We start from the raw sequence: 16,253 nt of genomic DNA on the forward strand, positions 1-16,253 counted from the left end.
GGGTTCACACGCGGCGGGCGGCGATACGGTCCGGGGTGGGCCAGCGAACGTCCCTGACCCAGCCGAGGCGTTCGAAGACCCGGATGACGGCGGCGGACGGGTCGAGCTGGCCGCGGTCGACGCCGTGCCGGGCGCTGGTGGGGTCGGCGTGGTGGAGGTTGTGCCAGCTCTCGCCGAAGGAGAGCAGGGCCAGGGGCCACAGGTTGGTGGCGCGGTCGTGGCGACGGGTGCGGAACGGACGCTCACCGATCACATGGCAGAGGGAGTTCACGCTCCAGGTGACGTGGTGGAGCAGGGCGACGCGGACAAGCCCCGCCCACAGCAGGGCTGTCAGGGCGGACGTCCAGGTGCCGCCGATCAGCCCGCCCACGACGAAGGGCAGAGCGAGGGTGAGCACACCCAGGACCGGGAACGCCCGGGACACGTCCCGGATGTCGCGGTCCGCGACGAGATCGGGAGCGTAACGCGCCGTGGACGTGGGAGCGTTGCGGAACAGCCAGCCGACATGCGCGTCCACCAGACCCCGCAACTGGCCGCGCACAGAGGTGCCGTAGCGGTACGGAGAGTGCGGATCGCCCGGCCGGTCGGTGAAGGCGTGGTGGCGACGGTGGATGGCGACCCAGCCGATCACGTCGCCCTGGAAGCTCATCGACCCGGCCACCGCGAGCGCGATGCGCAGCGGCCGTACGGCTCGATAGCTGTTGTGGGTCAGACCCCGGTGGAAGCCGACCGTGACGCCGAGCCCCGTGACCGTGTAGAGCACCGCGGCGAGCAGGACATCGACGGGATGGATCAGGCGTCCCCACAGCAACCAGCCGGCCAGGCCGAGTGTCAGGAACGGCAGGAAGACGATCAGTGCCGTGATCGCCAGGGACAGCCGCTCGCTGCCGGTGCGCTCGGGGGCCGTTGCGTCTCGCGGGAAGGGTGCGCTCCCGTCGTACTCCGGGGGCGGCAGGGTGTTTTCCGGCGCGGCGGCGGACGGGGAACGGAGGGACTGGGAAGACATGGGCGGTCCTTGACCTCGGTGACGACAGAGCGGCCGGGGTCTTGGGCTGCGCCTCTTCGAGTGGCTTCGACGATGGAGGTGGGCGACGGGGCCGTCAGACGGTCTCGCCCTGGTGGGGTGGGTGTGGTCGGCGGGCGGTCCGCGGGAGTCGCGCCAGGAGCGAAGCGGACCGGCGGCGTGCGAGGCGTCCAAAGGCGCTGGGGGACGGCGGGCGGCGCCGGTCCGGGTCGACCTGCTGTTCGGCGACAAGTGCCTGGAAGAGGCTTCGGGATTCGACCATGGCCTCCCGCACTTCCTCGGTGCCGCTCGGGTCGCGGGCTGCCGCGTGCATGCTGCGATAGCCCTGGACGAAGTAGGCGTGGTGGACGGAGAGGGCGGCCAGCTGCTCCTCGAACTGCTCGCCGTCCGGGAAACCACGGTCTGTTGCCAGGCGCGCCAACAGCGCATCCGCCTCGATGACGACCTTCTGCGGTGAGTCGGCGAACTGCTCCTGGGCGGCTACCCACTGAGCCACGTACTGCTCGCGGATCTCGGGCGGCAGCGGCTGTTCCCGGAGGGAGCCGTGGCGCCGCACGCGCTCGCCGAGTTCCCGCTCCGCAGCCCGGACATCACCGTTTTGACGCGCGACGGCGCGCTCGTACTCGGGCCCGAACCGCCCCTTCAGCCCGCGCCCGCCGCTGCCCCGGGCTCGCCCACGTCCCGTGTAGAGGAGAGTGGCCAGGCCCATGACGAGCACGGCGATGATTGCGACGGTGATCACGACTGCCTTCTTTGGCTCTCGGTTCGCAGGCCGGTCTGCTTCATTGCCGTCAATTCCTGTCGGTTCATTGAGCGTCGGTGCCTGCCGGGTGGCGCCCACGCGACCCGCGGGGTGGGGTCGGGTCCCGAATGTGGATAGCGGGCCCGGAATACGGATTACGTGCGGCGGTACCGATGGCCGCCAGGGCCCCGCCCACGCCGGGCGAAGCCGCCGATCCCGAAGACCGGGGGCAGGAAAGGGATCCAGAGAGGCATGGCCGGGCCTCCACACGGTCACAGGGACAGATCCTGCGTTCCGCGGGGGCCGGGCGAAGCGGAAAGTGGAAGGCCCTGCCCGGAGATATCCGGAGCAATGCAGCCCCACACCTGCTGTCAGTCAACGCCTGGCAACTTCCTTTGTCAACGTCATGTCGACACGGGGGAGTTCCAAGTGCTGGGCGGAGGCCGCTGGGGTGAACGGAGCCTCGGCGGGGGGTTCGACCGGTTCGGCCGACGGCAGGACATGGTCCTCCCACCAGGACAGGCCCATGATGGTGGCGAGCAGGACGAAGGGGGTCGAAACCGGAACGATCAGCGCGTACATGCGTACCGCCAGTGGTGGGATGCGTGCGACGCGGCGGGCAGTGGATCGTTGCCCGCATGGGGCGCATCGAGGCTGCGCCGGGATCGCGCAGCGACGGCGAGCGCGGGAGCGGCCGGTCGGTGGCGCGGCCGGTTCCGGCACTGCTGCGCGAGGTGCGCCCTCGAAGGAGCGCGAGAGGTGATCGACGCTGCCGGGGCAAGCCGCACCGGGGCCCGGGCGCTCCGAGAGCAGTCGCCCGCCGGCCGACACCCTCGGTGACATGGAGCCCGGCTTGGACCGGGTCGTCGACCGTGAGGCGCTCCGCCCCCTGCTGCGGGCGCTGCCCGAACGCGAGCGGCAGCTCCTCTACATGAGGTTCTTCTGCGAGATGACGCAGGCCCGCATCGGCCTACAGCTCGGCGTCTCTCAGATGCCCGTCTCCCCTCTGATCACCCGCACCTGTGCACGGCTGCGCGACCAGGTGACGGCCGAAGCCCTCGATCCGTGGAGGGCGTCGTGACGACGTCCCGCCACACGGACGACAATCGGGCTGGCAGGGCCCACGAGGCCGCTGTTGCCGTCGGCCGACTCCGAGGGCACTCCTATCTGCGAGAGGCACGCTGCGATGAGCGAGCAGGACAACCAGGCGATACACCATCCCGCCGTGGTCGCACACCACCAGAGCCGTGCCGGGGACGTCCAACTGCGTATCGCCGATGCCATCACCAAGTTCGCCGGTTCAATGCCGTTCGTCTATGTCCACGCGGTCGCTTTCGCGTTGTGGATGCTGTTCTTCGAGGCCGACCCGTGGCCCACGTTGACGCTCGTGGTGTCACTGGAGGCGATCTTCCTGTCGGCGTTCGTCATGATCGGCCAGAACCGGCAGGCTGCCTTCCAGCAGATCAAGGCCGATCACGATTTCATCGAGCAGGAGTTGGAGCTCAAGACCAACACCGAGCTGACCCGTGCGATCCACGCCATGACCACGGAACTCCACAGCCGTTTGATCGAGGACCGCGCCGGACAGTAGCGGGCCCGGGTGGTCAGGCGCCCAGGCCGGGGAGGGGTTCGGAGTCGTCGATGAAGGCGCGGGCCACGTCGGACAGGCGCCGGTTGTGGGAACGGGCATAGCCGCGCAGGGCGGTGAAGGCCTGTTCCATGTCGATGCTCTGGCGTTCGGAGAGCTTTCCCTTGGCCTGTTCGATCAGTACGCGGCTGTTCAGCGCAGTCTGCAGCTGTTCGTTGAGGACGGTGCTGCGCCGGCTGGAACGTTGTTGTAGCAGGCTGATGGTGGCGACGTCGGCCAGGGCCTGGGCGAGGGGCGTGGCGGCCAGGTCGAAAGGGCCGGGGGTCGCACGGAAGAGGTTCAGGGCCCCGACGGTCTCGTCCCGCAGGCGCATGGGCAGGGCCTGGACGGCTCCGAACCCGCTGCGGTGGGCCGCCGTGACGAAGCGTGGCCAGCGGTCGATCTCCCGGGTCAGGTCGGGGACGATCACCGGTGTGCCGGTGCGGAAGCAGTCCAGGCAGGGCCCTTCGTCGTTCTGGAGCTGGAGGAGCTCCAGCAGACGTACCTGTTCGTCGGAGGCGGCCATGACGCGGAGTGTGCCGTCCCGGTCGGCGAGCAGCACCCCGGCGGCGCCCGCGTCGAGCATGCCCACGCAGCGGTCGGTCAGCAGGCGCAGGAAGTCGATGAGGTCGAAGTCGGCGACGAGGTTGTCGGCCAGCTCGACGAAGGTCTTGGCCAGGAGCTGCTGATTCATCGTGGGCACCCTCGATTGAGACTGGTCCCGCCGGGAGGGGGCGGGAAGTGCGGCATGTTCAGCGGATTGCACTGGTGCGTCAGGTTTCCTCGTCGGGCCGTTCGGGTTCCGCGTCCGGGGCGAAGCGGAGCCGGTGGTCCATCACGTCGGCGGCCACGTCGGCGAGCCGGCGCCCTCGCGGAGGGGCGTAGGCGCGGAGCCGGACCAAGTCTTCGTCGATACCGACACCGAGCTGAACGGTGCGGATGCCGGTGGCCTGGTCGATCTCCGCACGGCATGCGCCCAGGTCCTCGAAGCCGCGCTCCGGCAACGGCCCGCCGGACGACGCGTCCGTCCCCCCGATCCCCGCGTCGAGCGGGAGCAGTGTCGCGAGTTCGGCGAACGCCGGCGCGTCGGCCGGCTCCCCAGTATCCAGCACGGTCGGTACGTCGGCGTACAGGTCCAGGACTTCCGGGCTGATCGCGCCCATCCGCAAGGGAAGCGCGAACACCGCGCGCGCTCCGGCTTCCGCGGCCGCATCCACGCAGGGCCCCTCCCCCAGCGTGAGCTGAAGCTCCTCCAGCCTAGCGGCGGTTCGTCCCCCGACGGGAAGGACCAGCACCGACAGCACCGTGGCACTGATCGGCCTCCAGATCTCTCCTACGTCCAGCCGTCCCCCGCAGATCCCCCGGCTCCCCTCCCAGGGGTGGTTTCGCCGTTGGTCTCCCCGCTCTGGTGCTCGAAGAGCGGAGCATTTCCGCCGGGAACGGCATGACCAGCGTGCTGTTCTTCTCCGCCGAAATGTCCACCACGGTCTGCGGCGGGCGCAGTTGGAGTGCCCGGGCGTGTCGGCCGTCGCCGCCGCGGCGGCGACGGCCTAGATCTCCACGCGTTCGATGCGCGGGCCCCGGGGCTCCTCGGTGGGGCCACGGCGAACACCACCAACGCGGTGACCAGAACACCCATGGTCACCGGGAACGCTGGTGTCTTCCAGGAGCCCGCCGGGGTGTATGGCGGAGAGCCTGCTGGCCGGCCTCTCTTCCGTCGACGTCGTTCCGAGGGAGGAGACCAAGAGAGCGCTGAAACCACGAACACCCGCGCCCGGCCAGTAGCCGGAGACGGGTGTCAGGTTCCCCAGCCCGTGAAACGGGCCTCATGGGGCAATGTTGATGTTGTTGTTGTGTCCGAGGGGGGACTTGAACCCCCACGCCCGATAAAGGGCACTAGCACCTCAAGCTAGCGCGTCTGCCATTCCGCCACCCGGACTAGGTGTCTGCCGCCTGGCCGGGGGTGTTCCCCGCGGCGACATGGACAACAATACCAAGGTTTCGGAGTGCCTTTCACCTGCATATCCGGGTCCTGGGAGTGGCTGCGCGAGGCCGAACGAGGGGGCACTCGGCGACTTACCGTGGGTGAAACAACCGTCACCGAGGGTCTACGGTACGGAGAGCCGAAGAGTCCCGGACCCGCACCGTCACTCCGCGATCCGGCGCTCCCCCTCCACCAGGATCTGCAGCGCCCGTACGAGCGTGGCCGCCGCCTCCTCGTCCAGCGGAGCGAGGAAACGGCGCTCCATCGCTCGGCGCGCACGCTCGGCCCGGTCGAGGCAGTCCCGGCCCGCGGACGTCAGTTCCACGATGTTCTTGCGCCGGTCCTGCGGACTGCGGCGCCGCTCGACCAGCCCCTGATCCTCCAGACCGTCGACGAGCGCGACCATCGTGGTGCGGTCGACGCCGAGCCGTCCGGCCACCTCGACCTGTGACAACGGGTATTCGGCGGCCAGCACCGCCAGCACGGCAAGCTCATGGCCGTCGATCCCGAAGGGCGCGAGCGCCTCCGCGGACGCCCGCACCAGCCGCTGCTGGGCGTGCTTGAGCAGATAGCCGAGCCGGGACTCGAGGGGCACGGGAGGTACGGAAGGGCGCTCACCGGTCATGCCTGGAAACTGTACCCAAGACTGATTGTCAGTACAGCTGATGATTTACTACGCTGACCGATATGAGCGATCACCGTGTGCGCTTCGGTATCAAGACCACCCCCATGCACCTCTCCTACGACGACCTCCGCCGCGTCTGGCAGGAGGCCGACGCCCTGCCCGAGATCGAGGACGCCTGGCTCTGGGACCATCTGCTTCCGCTCCGCGGTCCCAAGAACGGCCAGATCCATGAGAGTTGGACGCTGCTCAGCGCCCTGGCCGCCCAGACCGAGCGGCTGCGGCTCGGACTCCTCGTCACCAGCAACCGCATCCGCCCGCCCGCCGTCCTCGGGAAGATCGCCTCGACCGTGGACGTCATCTCCGGCGGCCGGCTGGTCATGGGCATCGGCGTCGGCGGCACCCACCAGCCGCCCAACGCGGGCGGGATCGCCGGCGAGAATCCGGCGATCGCCGAGTACGAGGCGTACGGGCTCTCCCTCGTCCCGCCGGGCGAGGGGGTCGTCCGGCTCGGCGAGACGGTCGAGATCCTGCGCCGGATGTGGACGGAGGACGACCCCTTCGACTTCGAGGGGCGTTACTACCGGCTGCGGGGCACGCGGAACGAACCCAAGCCGGTGCAGCGCCCCGGCCCACCCCTGCTGATCGGCGGCTGGGGGACACGGCTGCTACGGCTCGTCGCCGAGCAGGCCGACATCTGGAACATCCCCGGACCGCCGCACAACGACGTCGAGTTCGTCGCCGAGCGCGGTCGGGTGCTGGACGCGCACTGTGCGGACATCGGACGGGATCCGCGTGAGATCACCCGTTCCGTACAGGTCGTCGTCTCGTACGACGATCCCGCCGCCACCCGCGCCACCGTCGCCGAGCTCGTCGGCATCGGGGTGAACCATGTCGTGCTCAGTCTGCCCCAGCCCTACCCAGCGGGTGTCGCCCGCTGGCTGGTGGACGAGATCATCGCAGGAGTTCGCAGGAGTCCGCAGGATCCGAGAGAGCGGGCGGCGCCCTGACGCGGGTACCGCCCACCCCCATCTCACGGAACGAGCTGGTACTCGGGGAAGTTGCCCGGCAGCCGCTCCCCTGCCGGCCCCCGCGTGACGGCCCGCACGAGCAGCTCGCCGCCGACGAAGGCGCCGCGCCAGGACGCGCCGAGGCCGCCGAAGAGCTCGTCGCGGTCGCCGCGGGAGCGGGGCTTGCCGCGGCCGACCTTGAACGCCCGGATCTGCGGGGCCAGTCGTGCGTACGTCGCCTCGTCGTCCGTGGACAGCGTGGCGACGAGCGCGCCGTTCGAGGCGTTCATCGCGGCGAGCAGCTCCGCCTCGGTGTCGACCAGGACGATGGTGTCGACCGGGCCGAAGGGCTCCGCGTGGTGCAGCGGTGAGGACGGCGGCGGATTCAGGAGCGTGACCGGTTGGACGTACGCCGCCGTGTCCTGGCCGGGCAGGAAGCGTGCGTCGGTCAGCTTGCCGCGGTGCAGCGGGACGGCGCCGCGGTCGATGGCCTCCGCCACCTGGTCATGCAGCTCCTTCGCCTTGGCCGCGTTGATGACGGGCCCGAAGTCCAGCGCGGGGTAGGGGTCTTCGGGGTGCTCGACGGCCAGCGGGTGACCGACTCGCAGGGTGCGGACGGCGGGGAGGTAGGCGGCGAGGAACTCGTCGAACAGCGTGCGCTGGACGACGAAGCGCGGGTAGGCGGTGCAGCGCTGCTTGCCGTAGTCGAAGAGCTTGGGGATGACGGCTGTCAGTGCGTCCCAGTCCGTGTGGTTCCAGATGCCCCAGGTGTTGAGTCCCTCCTGTTCGAGTACATGCCGCTTGCCGAGGTCGGCGACGGCGGTGGCCACCGCGGCGCCCGTGTCACGGCCGCCGACGAAGGAGACGCAGCCGATCTCGGGCGCGCGGACCAGCGCCTCCGACAGCTCGCCTCCGCTGCCGCTGACGAGGGTGACGGGGATACCTTCGCGTGCGGCGAGCGCGCCGGCCAGGGTGAGGCAGGCGACGCCGCCGTCGGTCGGGGTCTTGGCGATGACCGCGTTCCCTGCCAATGCCTGTACCAGCATTGCGTGAACGAGCACGCTCATCGGGTAGTTCCAGCTCGCGATGTTGGACACGGGCCCCTCGAGCGGAGCCCGGCCGTCCACCATGGGTTCGATGCCGTCGACGTACCAGCGCACGCCGTCGATCGCCCGGTCCACGTCGGCCTGAGCGAGTCGCCAGGGCTTGCCGATCTCCCACACGAGGAGGAGGGCGAGCAGTTCACGGTGCTCGGTCAGGGCGTCGAGAGTGGCCGCGACGCGCGCACGTCGTTCGGCGAGCGGGACGTGGCGCCAGGCCCGGTGCTGGTCGAGTGAGGCGCGTACAGCCTGGTGAGCGGTTGCGGCGTTCAGTCGGGGCGGGCCCGCGATGGGGCTTCCGTCGACCGGACTGGTGGCGGGCAGTGCCCGGCCGTCCGCCCGCCAGGAGGCGTCCCAGAGATTGAGGACGCGGTCCTCCTGGAACGCCTCGGGGGCGACGGTGAGGCAGCGCTGCCAGGCGTCGGCCCAGGACGTACCGGACTTCAGGACGAGGGGGGTGTTGAGGGTGGATGCCATTCGGATGTCTCCGCTCTCGGTGCACAGTCGGGGGCGGGAGGTGCCTGGCTCCTGCCGAGCCGCATGGTGCACGGGCCCGGACGAGGAGTGGTCGCATCCGTGCGGAGGAGGACGGTGGTCGCGTCCGCACGGAGGGAAGGGTTCGTACGCGAAGGGTGGTCGCGTACGTACGGAGGAAGGTACTGAGGAGGCTCCGCTCGTGACAGTCACCTCACATCAACTATGAGTGACGTCTCATCTCACCCCTGCGCGGCGACACGCTCCGATTCCAACCGGGTCAGCACCAGCCTGGCCGTCTCGGTCGGTGTGCCGCCCACCCGCACTCCGGCCGCCTCGAGGGCCTCCCTCTTGGCCTGTGCGGTGCCCGACGAGCCGGAGACGATCGCGCCCGCGTGGCCCATCGTCTTGCCCTCGGGCGCGGTGAAACCGGCGATGTAGGCGACGACGGGCTTGGTGACATGGTCGCGGACGTACGCGGCTGCCCGTTCCTCGGCGTCGCCCCCGATCTCGCCGATGAGGACGACGAGTTCGGTGTCGGGGTCGTCCTGGAACGCGGCCAGGCAGTCGATGTGGGTGGTGCCGACGACGGGGTCGCCGCCGATACCCACGCACGTCGAGAACCCGATGTCGCGGAGTTCGTACATGAGTTGGTACGTCAGCGTGCCCGACTTGGACACCAGGCCGATGCGCCCCGGCTTGGTGATGTCGGCGGGGATGATGCCCGCGTTCGACTGCCCCGGAGTGATCAGGCCCGGGCAGTTGGGGCCGATGACGCGGGTGCCCTTCGTGGCGGCGTACGCGTGGAAGGCGACGGAGTCGTGGACGGGGATGCCCTCGGTGATGACGACGGCGAGCCCGATGCCCGCGTCGGCGGCCTCGGTCACCGCCGCCTTGGCGAACGCGGGCGGTACGAACACGACGGTGACGTCGGCGCCGGTCGCCGCCATCCCCTCGCCCACCGAGCCGAAGACGGGCACCGCCCGGTCGTCGAAGTCGACGGCCCGGCCCGCCTTGCGCGGGTTGACCCCGCCGACGATGTCCGTGCCGGCGGCGAGCATCCGCCGGGTGTGCTTCATGCCCTCGCCGCCGGTCATGCCCTGGACGAGAACCTTGCTCTCCTTGGTGAGAAAGATGGCCATGTCCTGTTCCTCCTTCAGCCGGCGGTGGCGAGTCGGGCCGCGCGGTGTGCGGCGTCGTCCATGGTGGTGGCCTGCTGGACCAGGGGGTGCGCGCGGCCGTCGAGGATGGCGCGGCCGCGGACGGCGTTGTTGCCGTCGAGGCGGACCACGAGGGGTTTGGTCAACCGGACGGTCTCCAGCGCCCGCACGATGCCGTCGGCGACCGCGTCGCAGGCCGTGATGCCGCCGAAGACGTTGACGAGGACGGATTTCACGGCCGGGTCGGAGAGGATCACGGAGAGGCCGTCGGCCATGATCTGGGCGGAGGCTCCGCCGCCGATGTCCAGGAAGTTGGCGGGGCGGGCGCCGCAGCCCGCGACCACGTCGAGCGTCGACATGACGAGGCCCGCGCCGTTGCCGATGATGCCGACCTCGCCATCCAGTTTGACGTAGTTGAGGCCCTTGGCAGCGGCCGCCGCCTCGAGGGGGTCGTCGTGCACGGTCTCCTGTTCACCCCAACGCGCCTGACGGAAGCGGGCGTTGTCGTCGAGGGTGACCTTGCCGTCCAGGGCGAGGATCTGCCCCCGGGCGGTGCGTACCAGGGGGTTCACCTCGACGAGCACGGCGTCCTCGCGGGTCAGCACTCCCCAGAGGCGTACGAGAACGTCGACGGTCTCCGGGGGCAGCCCCGCGGCCTCGGCGATCTCGGTCGCCTTCGCCGAGGTGACGCCCTCGGCCGGGTCGATGGGGACACGCGCCACCGCCTCCGGGCGGCTCGCGGCCACCTCCTCGATCTCCATGCCGCCCTCGGCCGACGCGATCGCGAGGAAGCGCCTGGCGGCACGGTCGAGGACGTAGCTGACGTAGAACTCGCTCTCGATGTCGACCGGTTGGGCCAGCATCACCTTGCCGACCCGGTGGCCCTTGATGTCCAAGCCGAGAATCTGACGTGCCGTGAGCTCGGCGGCGGCCGGGTCGGCGGCGAGTTTGACGCCGCCCGCCTTGCCGCGTCCGCCGGTCTTCACCTGGGCTTTCACGACGACTCGGCCACCGAGCCGGCGGGCGATCGCGCGTGCTTCCTTGGGCGAGTCCGTGACCTCGGCCCTCGGCACCAAGATGCCGTGTTCCTCGAAGAGTTCCCTTGCCTGGTGCTCGTACAGGTCCATCACCGGCTCCTGACTGCTGTGCCTGTCCGGGGAGCGACGCCCAGACCCCCGAAAAGTGCCGCACGCCCCCTGGACACCACCCACCGGATGCGGGATAACAAGCTTCATACAGTATTCGTCGACTGTATGCAATGTACCGCGAGAGCGTTCCAACCCCCTACGAAGGGACAGGACTTCGCCATGCCCGACGACATCAGCCAGGACTCCATCTCCGGTGGGCATCTGGTCGCCAAGGCACTCAAAGCAGAAGGTGTGGAGGTCATCTACACCCTGTGCGGCGGCCACATCATCGACATCTACGACGGCTGCGTCGACGAAGGCATAGAGGTCGTCGACGTCCGTCACGAGCAGGTCGCCGCCCACGCCGCCGACGGCTACGCACGCATCACCGGCAAGCCCGGATGCGCCGTCGTCACGGCGGGTCCCGGTACGACCGACGCCGTGACCGGCGTCGCGAACGCCTTCCGCGCCGAGTCCCCCATGCTGCTCATCGGCGGCCAGGGGGCGCACACCCAGCACAAGATGGGGTCCCTGCAGGACCTGCCGCACGTCGACATGATGACGCCGATCACCAAGTTCGCGGCGACGGTGCCGGACACGGCGCGCGCCGCCGACATGGTGTCGATGGCGTTCCGGGAGTGCTACCACGGCGCGCCCGGCCCCTCCTTCCTGGAGATCCCGCGCGATGTCCTGGACGCCAAGGTGCCGGTGGACAAGGCCCGGATCCCGGCCGCCGGCCAGTACCGGGCCTCGACCCGCTCGGCCGGTGACCCCGAGGCGATCGAGAAGCTCGCCGACCTCCTCGTCCACGCCGAGAAGCCCGCGATCCTGCTGGGCAGCCAGGTATGGACGACGCGCGGCACCACGTCCGCGATCGAGCTCGTCCGCACCCTCAACATCCCGGCGTACATGAACGGCGCGGGGCGCGGCACGCTGCCGCCCGGGGACCCGCACCACTTCCAGCTCTCGCGCCGGTACGCCTTCTCCAACGCCGATGTCATCGTCATCGTGGGTACGCCCTTCGACTTCCGCATGGGCTACGGCAAGCGCCTCTCCCCGGACGCGACCGTCGTGCAGATCGACCTCGACTACCGGACCGTCGGCAAGAACCGGGACATCGACCTCGGGATCGTCGGCGACGCGGGCCTGATCCTGAAGTCGGTGACCGAGGCGGCCTCCGGGCGCGTCAACGGCGGCGCGTCGAAGCGCAAGGAGTGGCTGGACGAGCTGCGGGCCGCCGAGCAGACGGCCCTCGAGAAGCGGCTGCCCAGCCTGAAGTCGGACGCCTCGCCGATCCACCCGTACCGCCTGGTCAGCGAGATCAACGACTTCCTCACCGAGGACTCGATCTATATCGGGGACGGCGGCGACATCGTCACCTTCTCCGGGCAGGTCGTCCAGCCCAAGTCACCCGGGCACTGGATGGACCCGGGCCCGCTCGGCACGCTCGGCGTCGGCGTCCCGTTCGTGCTCGCGGCCAAACAGGCACGGCCCGACAAGGAGGTCGTCGCCCTGTTCGGGGACGGCGCCTTCTCCCTCACCGGCTGGGACTTCGAGACCCTCGTCCGCTACGACCTCCCCTTTGTCGGCATCGTCGGCAACAACTCCTCCATGAACCAGATCCGTTACGGCCAGGCCCAGAAGTACGGCCTGGAGCGCGAGCGGGTCGGCAACACCCTCGGCGACGTCCACTACGACAAGTTCGCGCAGATGCTGGGCGGTTACGGCGAGGAGGTCCGCGACCCCGCCGACATCGGCCCGGCGCTCCAGCGCGCCCGGGAGTCGGGCAAGCCGTCGCTGATCAACGTCTGGGTCGACCCGGACGCGTACGCCCCCGGAACCATGAACCAGACGATGTACAAGTGAGGTGCCCCCGATGACCCCGATCGCAGGAACGTCGACCAAGGCTCTCGAAGGCGTCCGTGTCCTCGACATGACGCACGTCCAGTCGGGTCCCTCCGCCACGCAGCTGCTGGCCTGGCTGGGCGCGGACGTCGTCAAGCTGGAGGCGCCGACCGGTGACATCACCCGCAAGCAACTGCGCGACCTCCCCGACGTCGACTCCCTCTACTTCACGATGCTCAACTGCAACAAGCGGAGCATCACCCTCAACACCAAGACCGAGCGCGGCAAGGAGATCCTCACCGAACTGATCCGGCGCTCCGACGTCATGGTCGAGAACTTCGGACCGGGCGCGGTCGACCGCATGGGCTTCACCTGGGACCGCATCCAGGAGATCAATCCGCGGATCGTCTATGCCTCCATCAAGGGGTTCGGGGACGGCCCGTACACCAACTTCAAGGCGTACGAGGTCGTCGCGCAGGCCATGGGCGGCTCGATGTCGACCACCGGTTTCGAGGACGGGCCGCCGCTGGCGACGGGAGCCCAGATCGGTGACTCGGGCACGGGCGTGCACGCCGTGGCGGGGATTCTCGCGGCGCTGTACCAGCGGGAGAACACCGGGCGCGGGCAGCGGGTCAACGTGGCCATGCAGCATGCCGTGCTCAACCTCTGCCGGGTGAAGTTGCGCGATCAGCAGCGACTGACACATGGCCCGCTCGCTGAATATCCCAACGACGACTTCGGCGTCGAGGTTCCCCGCTCCGGCAACGCGTCCGGCGGCGGCCAGCCGGGCTGGGCGGTCAAGTGCGCGCCGGGCGGCCCCAACGACTACGTGTACGTCATCGTGCAGCCCGTCGGCTGGAAGCCGATCACCGAGCTCATCGGACGGCCGGAGCTGGCGGACGACCCCGAGTGGGCGACCCCGGAAGCCCGGCTGCCACAGCTCACCAAGATGTTCCAGCTCATCGAGGAGTGGTCGGCCACGCTCCCCAAGTGGGAGGTGCTGGAGAAGCTCAACGCCCACAACATCCCGTGCGGCCCGATCCTGTCCACCAAGGAGATCATCGAGGACGACTCGCTGGTCGCCAACGACATGGTCGTGAGGGTGCCGCACCCCGAGCGGGGCGAGTTCGTGACCGTGGGCAGCCCGCTGAAGCTCTCCGACTCCCCCGTGGACGTGACCAGTTCGCCGCTGCTCGGCGAGCACAACGAAGAGGTCTACATCGGCGAGCTCGGCCTCGGCGACGAGGAGCTGCGCCTGCTCAAGTCGAACGGAGTGATCTGAGTGATGGCCGAAGACCGGACACTGAGGGTGCGCACGCTCCTCGACGCCGTGCGGTCCGAGGGGCGGACCGCGCTCACCGCGCCCGAGGGAAAGGTGATCGCCGACGCGTACGCGATCGCCGTACCGGGCGAGGAACTGGCGACGGACGTCGACGAGGCGGTGGCCTACGCGGCGCGCTTCGGCGGGCCCGTCGTGATGAAGATCGTCTCGCCGGACATCCTGCACAAGACCGACGCCGGCGGTGTGATCGTGGGCGTGGAGGGCGCGGCGGGCGTACGCGCCGCCTTCCACAAGATCGTCGAGAACGCGCGGGCCTACGACCCGCGGGCCCGTATCGAGGGCGTCCAGGTCCAGGAACTGCTCCCCCAGGGGCAGGAGGTCATCGTCGGCGCGGTGACCGACCCGACCTTCGGGAAGGTCGTCGCCTTCGGGCTCGGCGGGGTGCTGGTGGAGGTCCTGAAGGACGTCACCTTCCGGCTCGCCCCCGTGGACGCCGACGAGGCGCTGTCGATGCTGGACTCGATCAGGGCGGCCGAGATCCTGCGCGGGGTGCGTGGCGCGGCACCGGTGGACCGGTGGGCGATCGCCGAGCAGATCCGCCGGGTCTCCGAACTCGTCGCGGACTTCCCCGAGATCGCCGAGGTGGACCTCAACCCGGTGATCGCCACTCCGGAGGGCGCGGTCGCCGCGGACATCCGCGTGATCCTCGCGGAATCGGTCCCCAAGGAGCGGCGCAAGTACACGCGCGAGGAGATCCTCACGTCGATGCGGCGGCTGATGGAGCCTTCGTCCGTGGCCGTGATCGGTGCCTCCAACGAGCAGGGCAAGATCGGCAATTCGGTCATGCGCAACCTCGTCGACGGGGGCTTCGCCGGCGAGATCCACCCGGTGAACCCCAAGGCCGATGACATTCAGGGCCGCAAGGCGTACAAGAGTGTCACCGACGTTCCCGGTGAGGTGGATGTGGCGGTCTTCGCGATCCCCGCCAAGTTCGTGGCCTCGGCCCTGGAGGAGGTGGGACGCAAGGGGATCCCCAACGCCGTACTGATCCCCTCCGGGTTCGCGGAGACCGGCGAGCACGAGCTCCAGGACGAGATCGTGGCCATCGCCGAGCGCCACGGCGTCCGGCTGCTCGGGCCGAACATCTACGGCTACTACTCGACGTGGCAGGACCTGTGTGCCACGTTCTGCACACCGTACGACGTGAAGGGCGGCGTCGCGCTCACCTCGCAGTCCGGTGGCATAGGAATGGCCATCCTGGGCTTCGCGCGCACTACGAAGACGGGTGTTTCCGCGATCGTCGGGCTCGGCAACAAGTCGGACCTCGACGAGGACGACCTGCTCACCTGGTTCGGTGAGGACCCGCACACCCAGTGCATCGCGATGCACCTGGAGGACCTGAAGGACGGCCGCGCCTTCGTGGAGGCGGCGCGCGCGACGGTCCCGAAGAAGCCGGTCGTCGTCCTGAAGGCGGGGCGTACGGCAGCCGGGGCGAAGGCCGCCGGCTCGCACACCGGCGCGCTCGCGGGCGACGACGCCGTGTACGAGGACATCCTGAAGCAGGCAGGCGTCATCCGGGCTCCCGGGCTGAACGAAATGCTGGAGTACGCGCGCGCGTTGCCGGTGCTTCCCACCCCCAAGGGCGACAACATCGTCATCATCACGGGCGCGGGCGGCAGCGGTGTGCTCCTGTCCGACGCGGTGACGGACAACGGCCTGTCCCTGATGGAGATCCCGCCGGACCTGGACGCGTCCTTCAGGGCCTTCATCCCGCCCTTCGGGGCCGCGGGCAACCCGGTGGACATCACCGGGGGCGAGCCGCCGTCGACGTACGAGGCGACGATCCGGCTGGGCCTGGAGGACCCGCGCATCCACGCGCTCGTCCTCGGCTACTGGCACACCATCGTGACCCCTCCCATGGTCTTCGCCGAGCTCACCGCGCGCGTGGTGGCCGAGTTCCGTGAGCGCGGCATCGAGAAGCCCGTGGTGGCGTCGCTCGCGGGTGACGTCGAGGTCGAGGAGGCGTGCCAGTACCTGTACGAGCGGGGGGTCGTGGCGTACCCGTACACGACGGAGAAGCCGGTGGCCGTGCTCGGCGCGAAGTATCGCTGGGCGCGGGCGGCGGACCTGTTGGGGGGCGGTTCATGAGGTGAACCAGCGGGGGGGGGCGGCGGGGGGCGGGGGGCGCCCCCCCCCCCCCCGCCCCCACCCAAAGCAATTTGACACGGGGGGGGGGGCACAACATTAATAGCCAAC

Annotated in this window: 14 protein-coding genes, 1 tRNA gene and 1 pseudogene; 6 read left to right on the plus strand and 10 right to left on the minus strand. The window is 69.7% G+C overall.

The genetic code is table 11. The features are described from left to right. Positions 1 to 4: 4 nt before the first annotated feature. From ACIQTP_RS34965 to ACIQTP_RS34975, 3 genes are all read right to left on the minus strand, one after another. Entirely contained in the window at positions 5 to 1,006 is a 1,002-nt protein-coding gene (locus ACIQTP_RS34965) for an acyl-CoA desaturase (protein ID WP_403407575.1), read from the minus strand. A gap of 94 nt (positions 1,007 to 1,100) precedes the next feature. Then, positions 1,101 to 1,766, minus strand: coding sequence for a hypothetical protein (locus ACIQTP_RS34970; RefSeq protein WP_403407577.1), 666 nt, complete (start codon positions 1,764 to 1,766; stop codon positions 1,101 to 1,103). A 375-nt stretch (positions 1,767 to 2,141) separates the two neighbouring features. After that, complete coding sequence (locus tag ACIQTP_RS34975) at positions 2,142 to 2,348, minus strand: hypothetical protein (protein ID WP_403407579.1); 207 nt, start codon at positions 2,346 to 2,348, stop codon at positions 2,142 to 2,144. Between the two features lie 211 nt (positions 2,349 to 2,559). Here ACIQTP_RS34975 and ACIQTP_RS34980 point away from each other — a divergent pair. Both ACIQTP_RS34980 and ACIQTP_RS34985 read left to right on the plus strand, forming a co-directional pair. Next, a pseudogene (locus ACIQTP_RS34980) lies at positions 2,560 to 2,847 on the plus strand (sigma-70 family RNA polymerase sigma factor); the annotation flags it as partial. Positions 2,848 to 2,952: 105 nt separating this feature from the next. After that, positions 2,953 to 3,357 carry a DUF1003 domain-containing protein gene (locus ACIQTP_RS34985; RefSeq protein WP_403407581.1) on the plus strand — a complete coding sequence of 135 codons (405 nt, stop codon included), beginning with the start codon at positions 2,953 to 2,955 and terminating at the stop codon, positions 3,355 to 3,357. 13 nt (positions 3,358 to 3,370) lie between these two features. On the opposite strand, the gene ACIQTP_RS34990 is transcribed toward ACIQTP_RS34985, so the two are convergent. The 4 genes from ACIQTP_RS34990 to ACIQTP_RS35005 all read right to left on the minus strand — a co-directional run bounded on the left by ACIQTP_RS34990 (position 3,371) and on the right by ACIQTP_RS35005 (position 6,002). Further along, positions 3,371 to 4,087 carry an ANTAR domain-containing protein gene (locus tag ACIQTP_RS34990; RefSeq protein WP_403407583.1) on the minus strand — a complete coding sequence of 239 codons (717 nt, stop codon included), beginning with the start codon at positions 4,085 to 4,087 and terminating at the stop codon, positions 3,371 to 3,373. A gap of 79 nt (positions 4,088 to 4,166) precedes the next feature. Further along, positions 4,167 to 4,610: an ANTAR domain-containing protein gene (locus ACIQTP_RS34995; protein ID WP_403407585.1), complete on the minus strand. Its 444-nt coding sequence runs from the start codon at positions 4,608 to 4,610 to the stop codon at positions 4,167 to 4,169. Between the two features lie 637 nt (positions 4,611 to 5,247). Continuing rightward, positions 5,248 to 5,332, minus strand: a tRNA-Leu gene (locus ACIQTP_RS35000). A gap of 208 nt (positions 5,333 to 5,540) precedes the next feature. Beyond that, entirely contained in the window at positions 5,541 to 6,002 is a 462-nt protein-coding gene (locus ACIQTP_RS35005) for a MarR family winged helix-turn-helix transcriptional regulator (RefSeq protein WP_403407587.1), read from the minus strand. A 62-nt stretch (positions 6,003 to 6,064) separates the two neighbouring features. On the opposite strand from ACIQTP_RS35005, the gene ACIQTP_RS35010 reads away from it, so the two are divergent. Next, a complete protein-coding gene (locus tag ACIQTP_RS35010; RefSeq protein ID WP_403407588.1) occupies positions 6,065 to 7,009 on the plus strand; it encodes an LLM class flavin-dependent oxidoreductase in 945 nt (314 codons plus the stop codon). Positions 7,010 to 7,032: 23 nt separating this feature from the next. On the opposite strand, the gene ACIQTP_RS35015 is transcribed toward ACIQTP_RS35010, so the two are convergent. From ACIQTP_RS35015 to sucC, 3 genes are all read right to left on the minus strand, one after another. Beyond that, positions 7,033 to 8,586, minus strand: a complete 1,554-nt coding sequence (locus ACIQTP_RS35015) for an aldehyde dehydrogenase family protein (protein WP_403407590.1) — start codon at positions 8,584 to 8,586, stop codon at positions 7,033 to 7,035. A gap of 239 nt (positions 8,587 to 8,825) precedes the next feature. Continuing rightward, complete coding sequence (sucD, locus tag ACIQTP_RS35020) at positions 8,826 to 9,725, minus strand: succinate--CoA ligase subunit alpha (protein ID WP_403407592.1); 900 nt, start codon at positions 9,723 to 9,725, stop codon at positions 8,826 to 8,828. 14 nt (positions 9,726 to 9,739) lie between these two features. Then, on the minus strand, positions 9,740 to 10,870 hold the full coding sequence (gene sucC / locus ACIQTP_RS35025; protein ID WP_403407593.1) for an ADP-forming succinate--CoA ligase subunit beta: 1,131 nt from the start codon (positions 10,868 to 10,870) through the stop codon (positions 9,740 to 9,742). A 180-nt stretch (positions 10,871 to 11,050) separates the two neighbouring features. Between sucC and ACIQTP_RS35030 the strand changes: the two genes are divergently transcribed. From ACIQTP_RS35030 to ACIQTP_RS35040, 3 genes are read left to right on the plus strand one after another with little or no spacing between them, the layout of a single operon-like run. Next, the gene (locus tag ACIQTP_RS35030; protein ID WP_403407594.1) at positions 11,051 to 12,736 is read left to right on the plus strand and encodes a thiamine pyrophosphate-binding protein; all 1,686 of its coding nucleotides are present in this window, start codon (positions 11,051 to 11,053) and stop codon (positions 12,734 to 12,736) included. A gap of 10 nt (positions 12,737 to 12,746) precedes the next feature. Further along, the gene (gene frc, locus ACIQTP_RS35035; protein ID WP_403407596.1) at positions 12,747 to 13,997 is read left to right on the plus strand and encodes a formyl-CoA transferase; all 1,251 of its coding nucleotides are present in this window, start codon (positions 12,747 to 12,749) and stop codon (positions 13,995 to 13,997) included. A 3-nt stretch (positions 13,998 to 14,000) separates the two neighbouring features. Further along, positions 14,001 to 16,145, plus strand: coding sequence for an acetate--CoA ligase family protein (locus ACIQTP_RS35040; protein ID WP_403407598.1), 2,145 nt, complete (start codon positions 14,001 to 14,003; stop codon positions 16,143 to 16,145). The last annotated feature ends 108 nt before the right edge of the window (positions 16,146 to 16,253 follow it).

This window comes from Streptomyces sp. NPDC090798 (assembly GCF_044768965.1).
In the GTDB taxonomy this organism is placed as follows: domain Bacteria; phylum Actinomycetota; class Actinomycetes; order Streptomycetales; family Streptomycetaceae; genus Streptomyces.

Excerpts from the sequence above, each read along its gene's own strand:
- frc (WP_403407596.1), top strand. The coding sequence starts at position 12,747 with ATGACCCCGATCGCAGGAACGTCGACCAAGGCTCTCGAAGGCGTCCGT.
- ACIQTP_RS35005 (WP_403407587.1), bottom strand. The coding sequence starts at position 6,002 with ATGACCGGTGAGCGCCCTTCCGTACCTCCCGTGCCCCTCGAGTCCCGG.
- sucD (WP_403407592.1), bottom strand. The coding sequence starts at position 9,725 with ATGGCCATCTTTCTCACCAAGGAGAGCAAGGTTCTCGTCCAGGGCATG.
- sucC (WP_403407593.1), bottom strand. The coding sequence starts at position 10,870 with ATGGACCTGTACGAGCACCAGGCAAGGGAACTCTTCGAGGAACACGGC.
- ACIQTP_RS34985 (WP_403407581.1), top strand. The coding sequence starts at position 2,953 with ATGAGCGAGCAGGACAACCAGGCGATACACCATCCCGCCGTGGTCGCA.
- ACIQTP_RS35030 (WP_403407594.1), top strand. The coding sequence starts at position 11,051 with ATGCCCGACGACATCAGCCAGGACTCCATCTCCGGTGGGCATCTGGTC.
- ACIQTP_RS34990 (WP_403407583.1), bottom strand. The coding sequence starts at position 4,087 with ATGAATCAGCAGCTCCTGGCCAAGACCTTCGTCGAGCTGGCCGACAAC.
- ACIQTP_RS34965 (WP_403407575.1), bottom strand. The coding sequence starts at position 1,006 with ATGTCTTCCCAGTCCCTCCGTTCCCCGTCCGCCGCCGCGCCGGAAAAC.
- ACIQTP_RS35010 (WP_403407588.1), top strand. The coding sequence starts at position 6,065 with ATGAGCGATCACCGTGTGCGCTTCGGTATCAAGACCACCCCCATGCAC.
- ACIQTP_RS35040 (WP_403407598.1), top strand. The coding sequence starts at position 14,001 with ATGGCCGAAGACCGGACACTGAGGGTGCGCACGCTCCTCGACGCCGTG.
- ACIQTP_RS35015 (WP_403407590.1), bottom strand. The coding sequence starts at position 8,586 with ATGGCATCCACCCTCAACACCCCCCTCGTCCTGAAGTCCGGTACGTCC.
- ACIQTP_RS34975 (WP_403407579.1), bottom strand. The coding sequence starts at position 2,348 with ATGTACGCGCTGATCGTTCCGGTTTCGACCCCCTTCGTCCTGCTCGCC.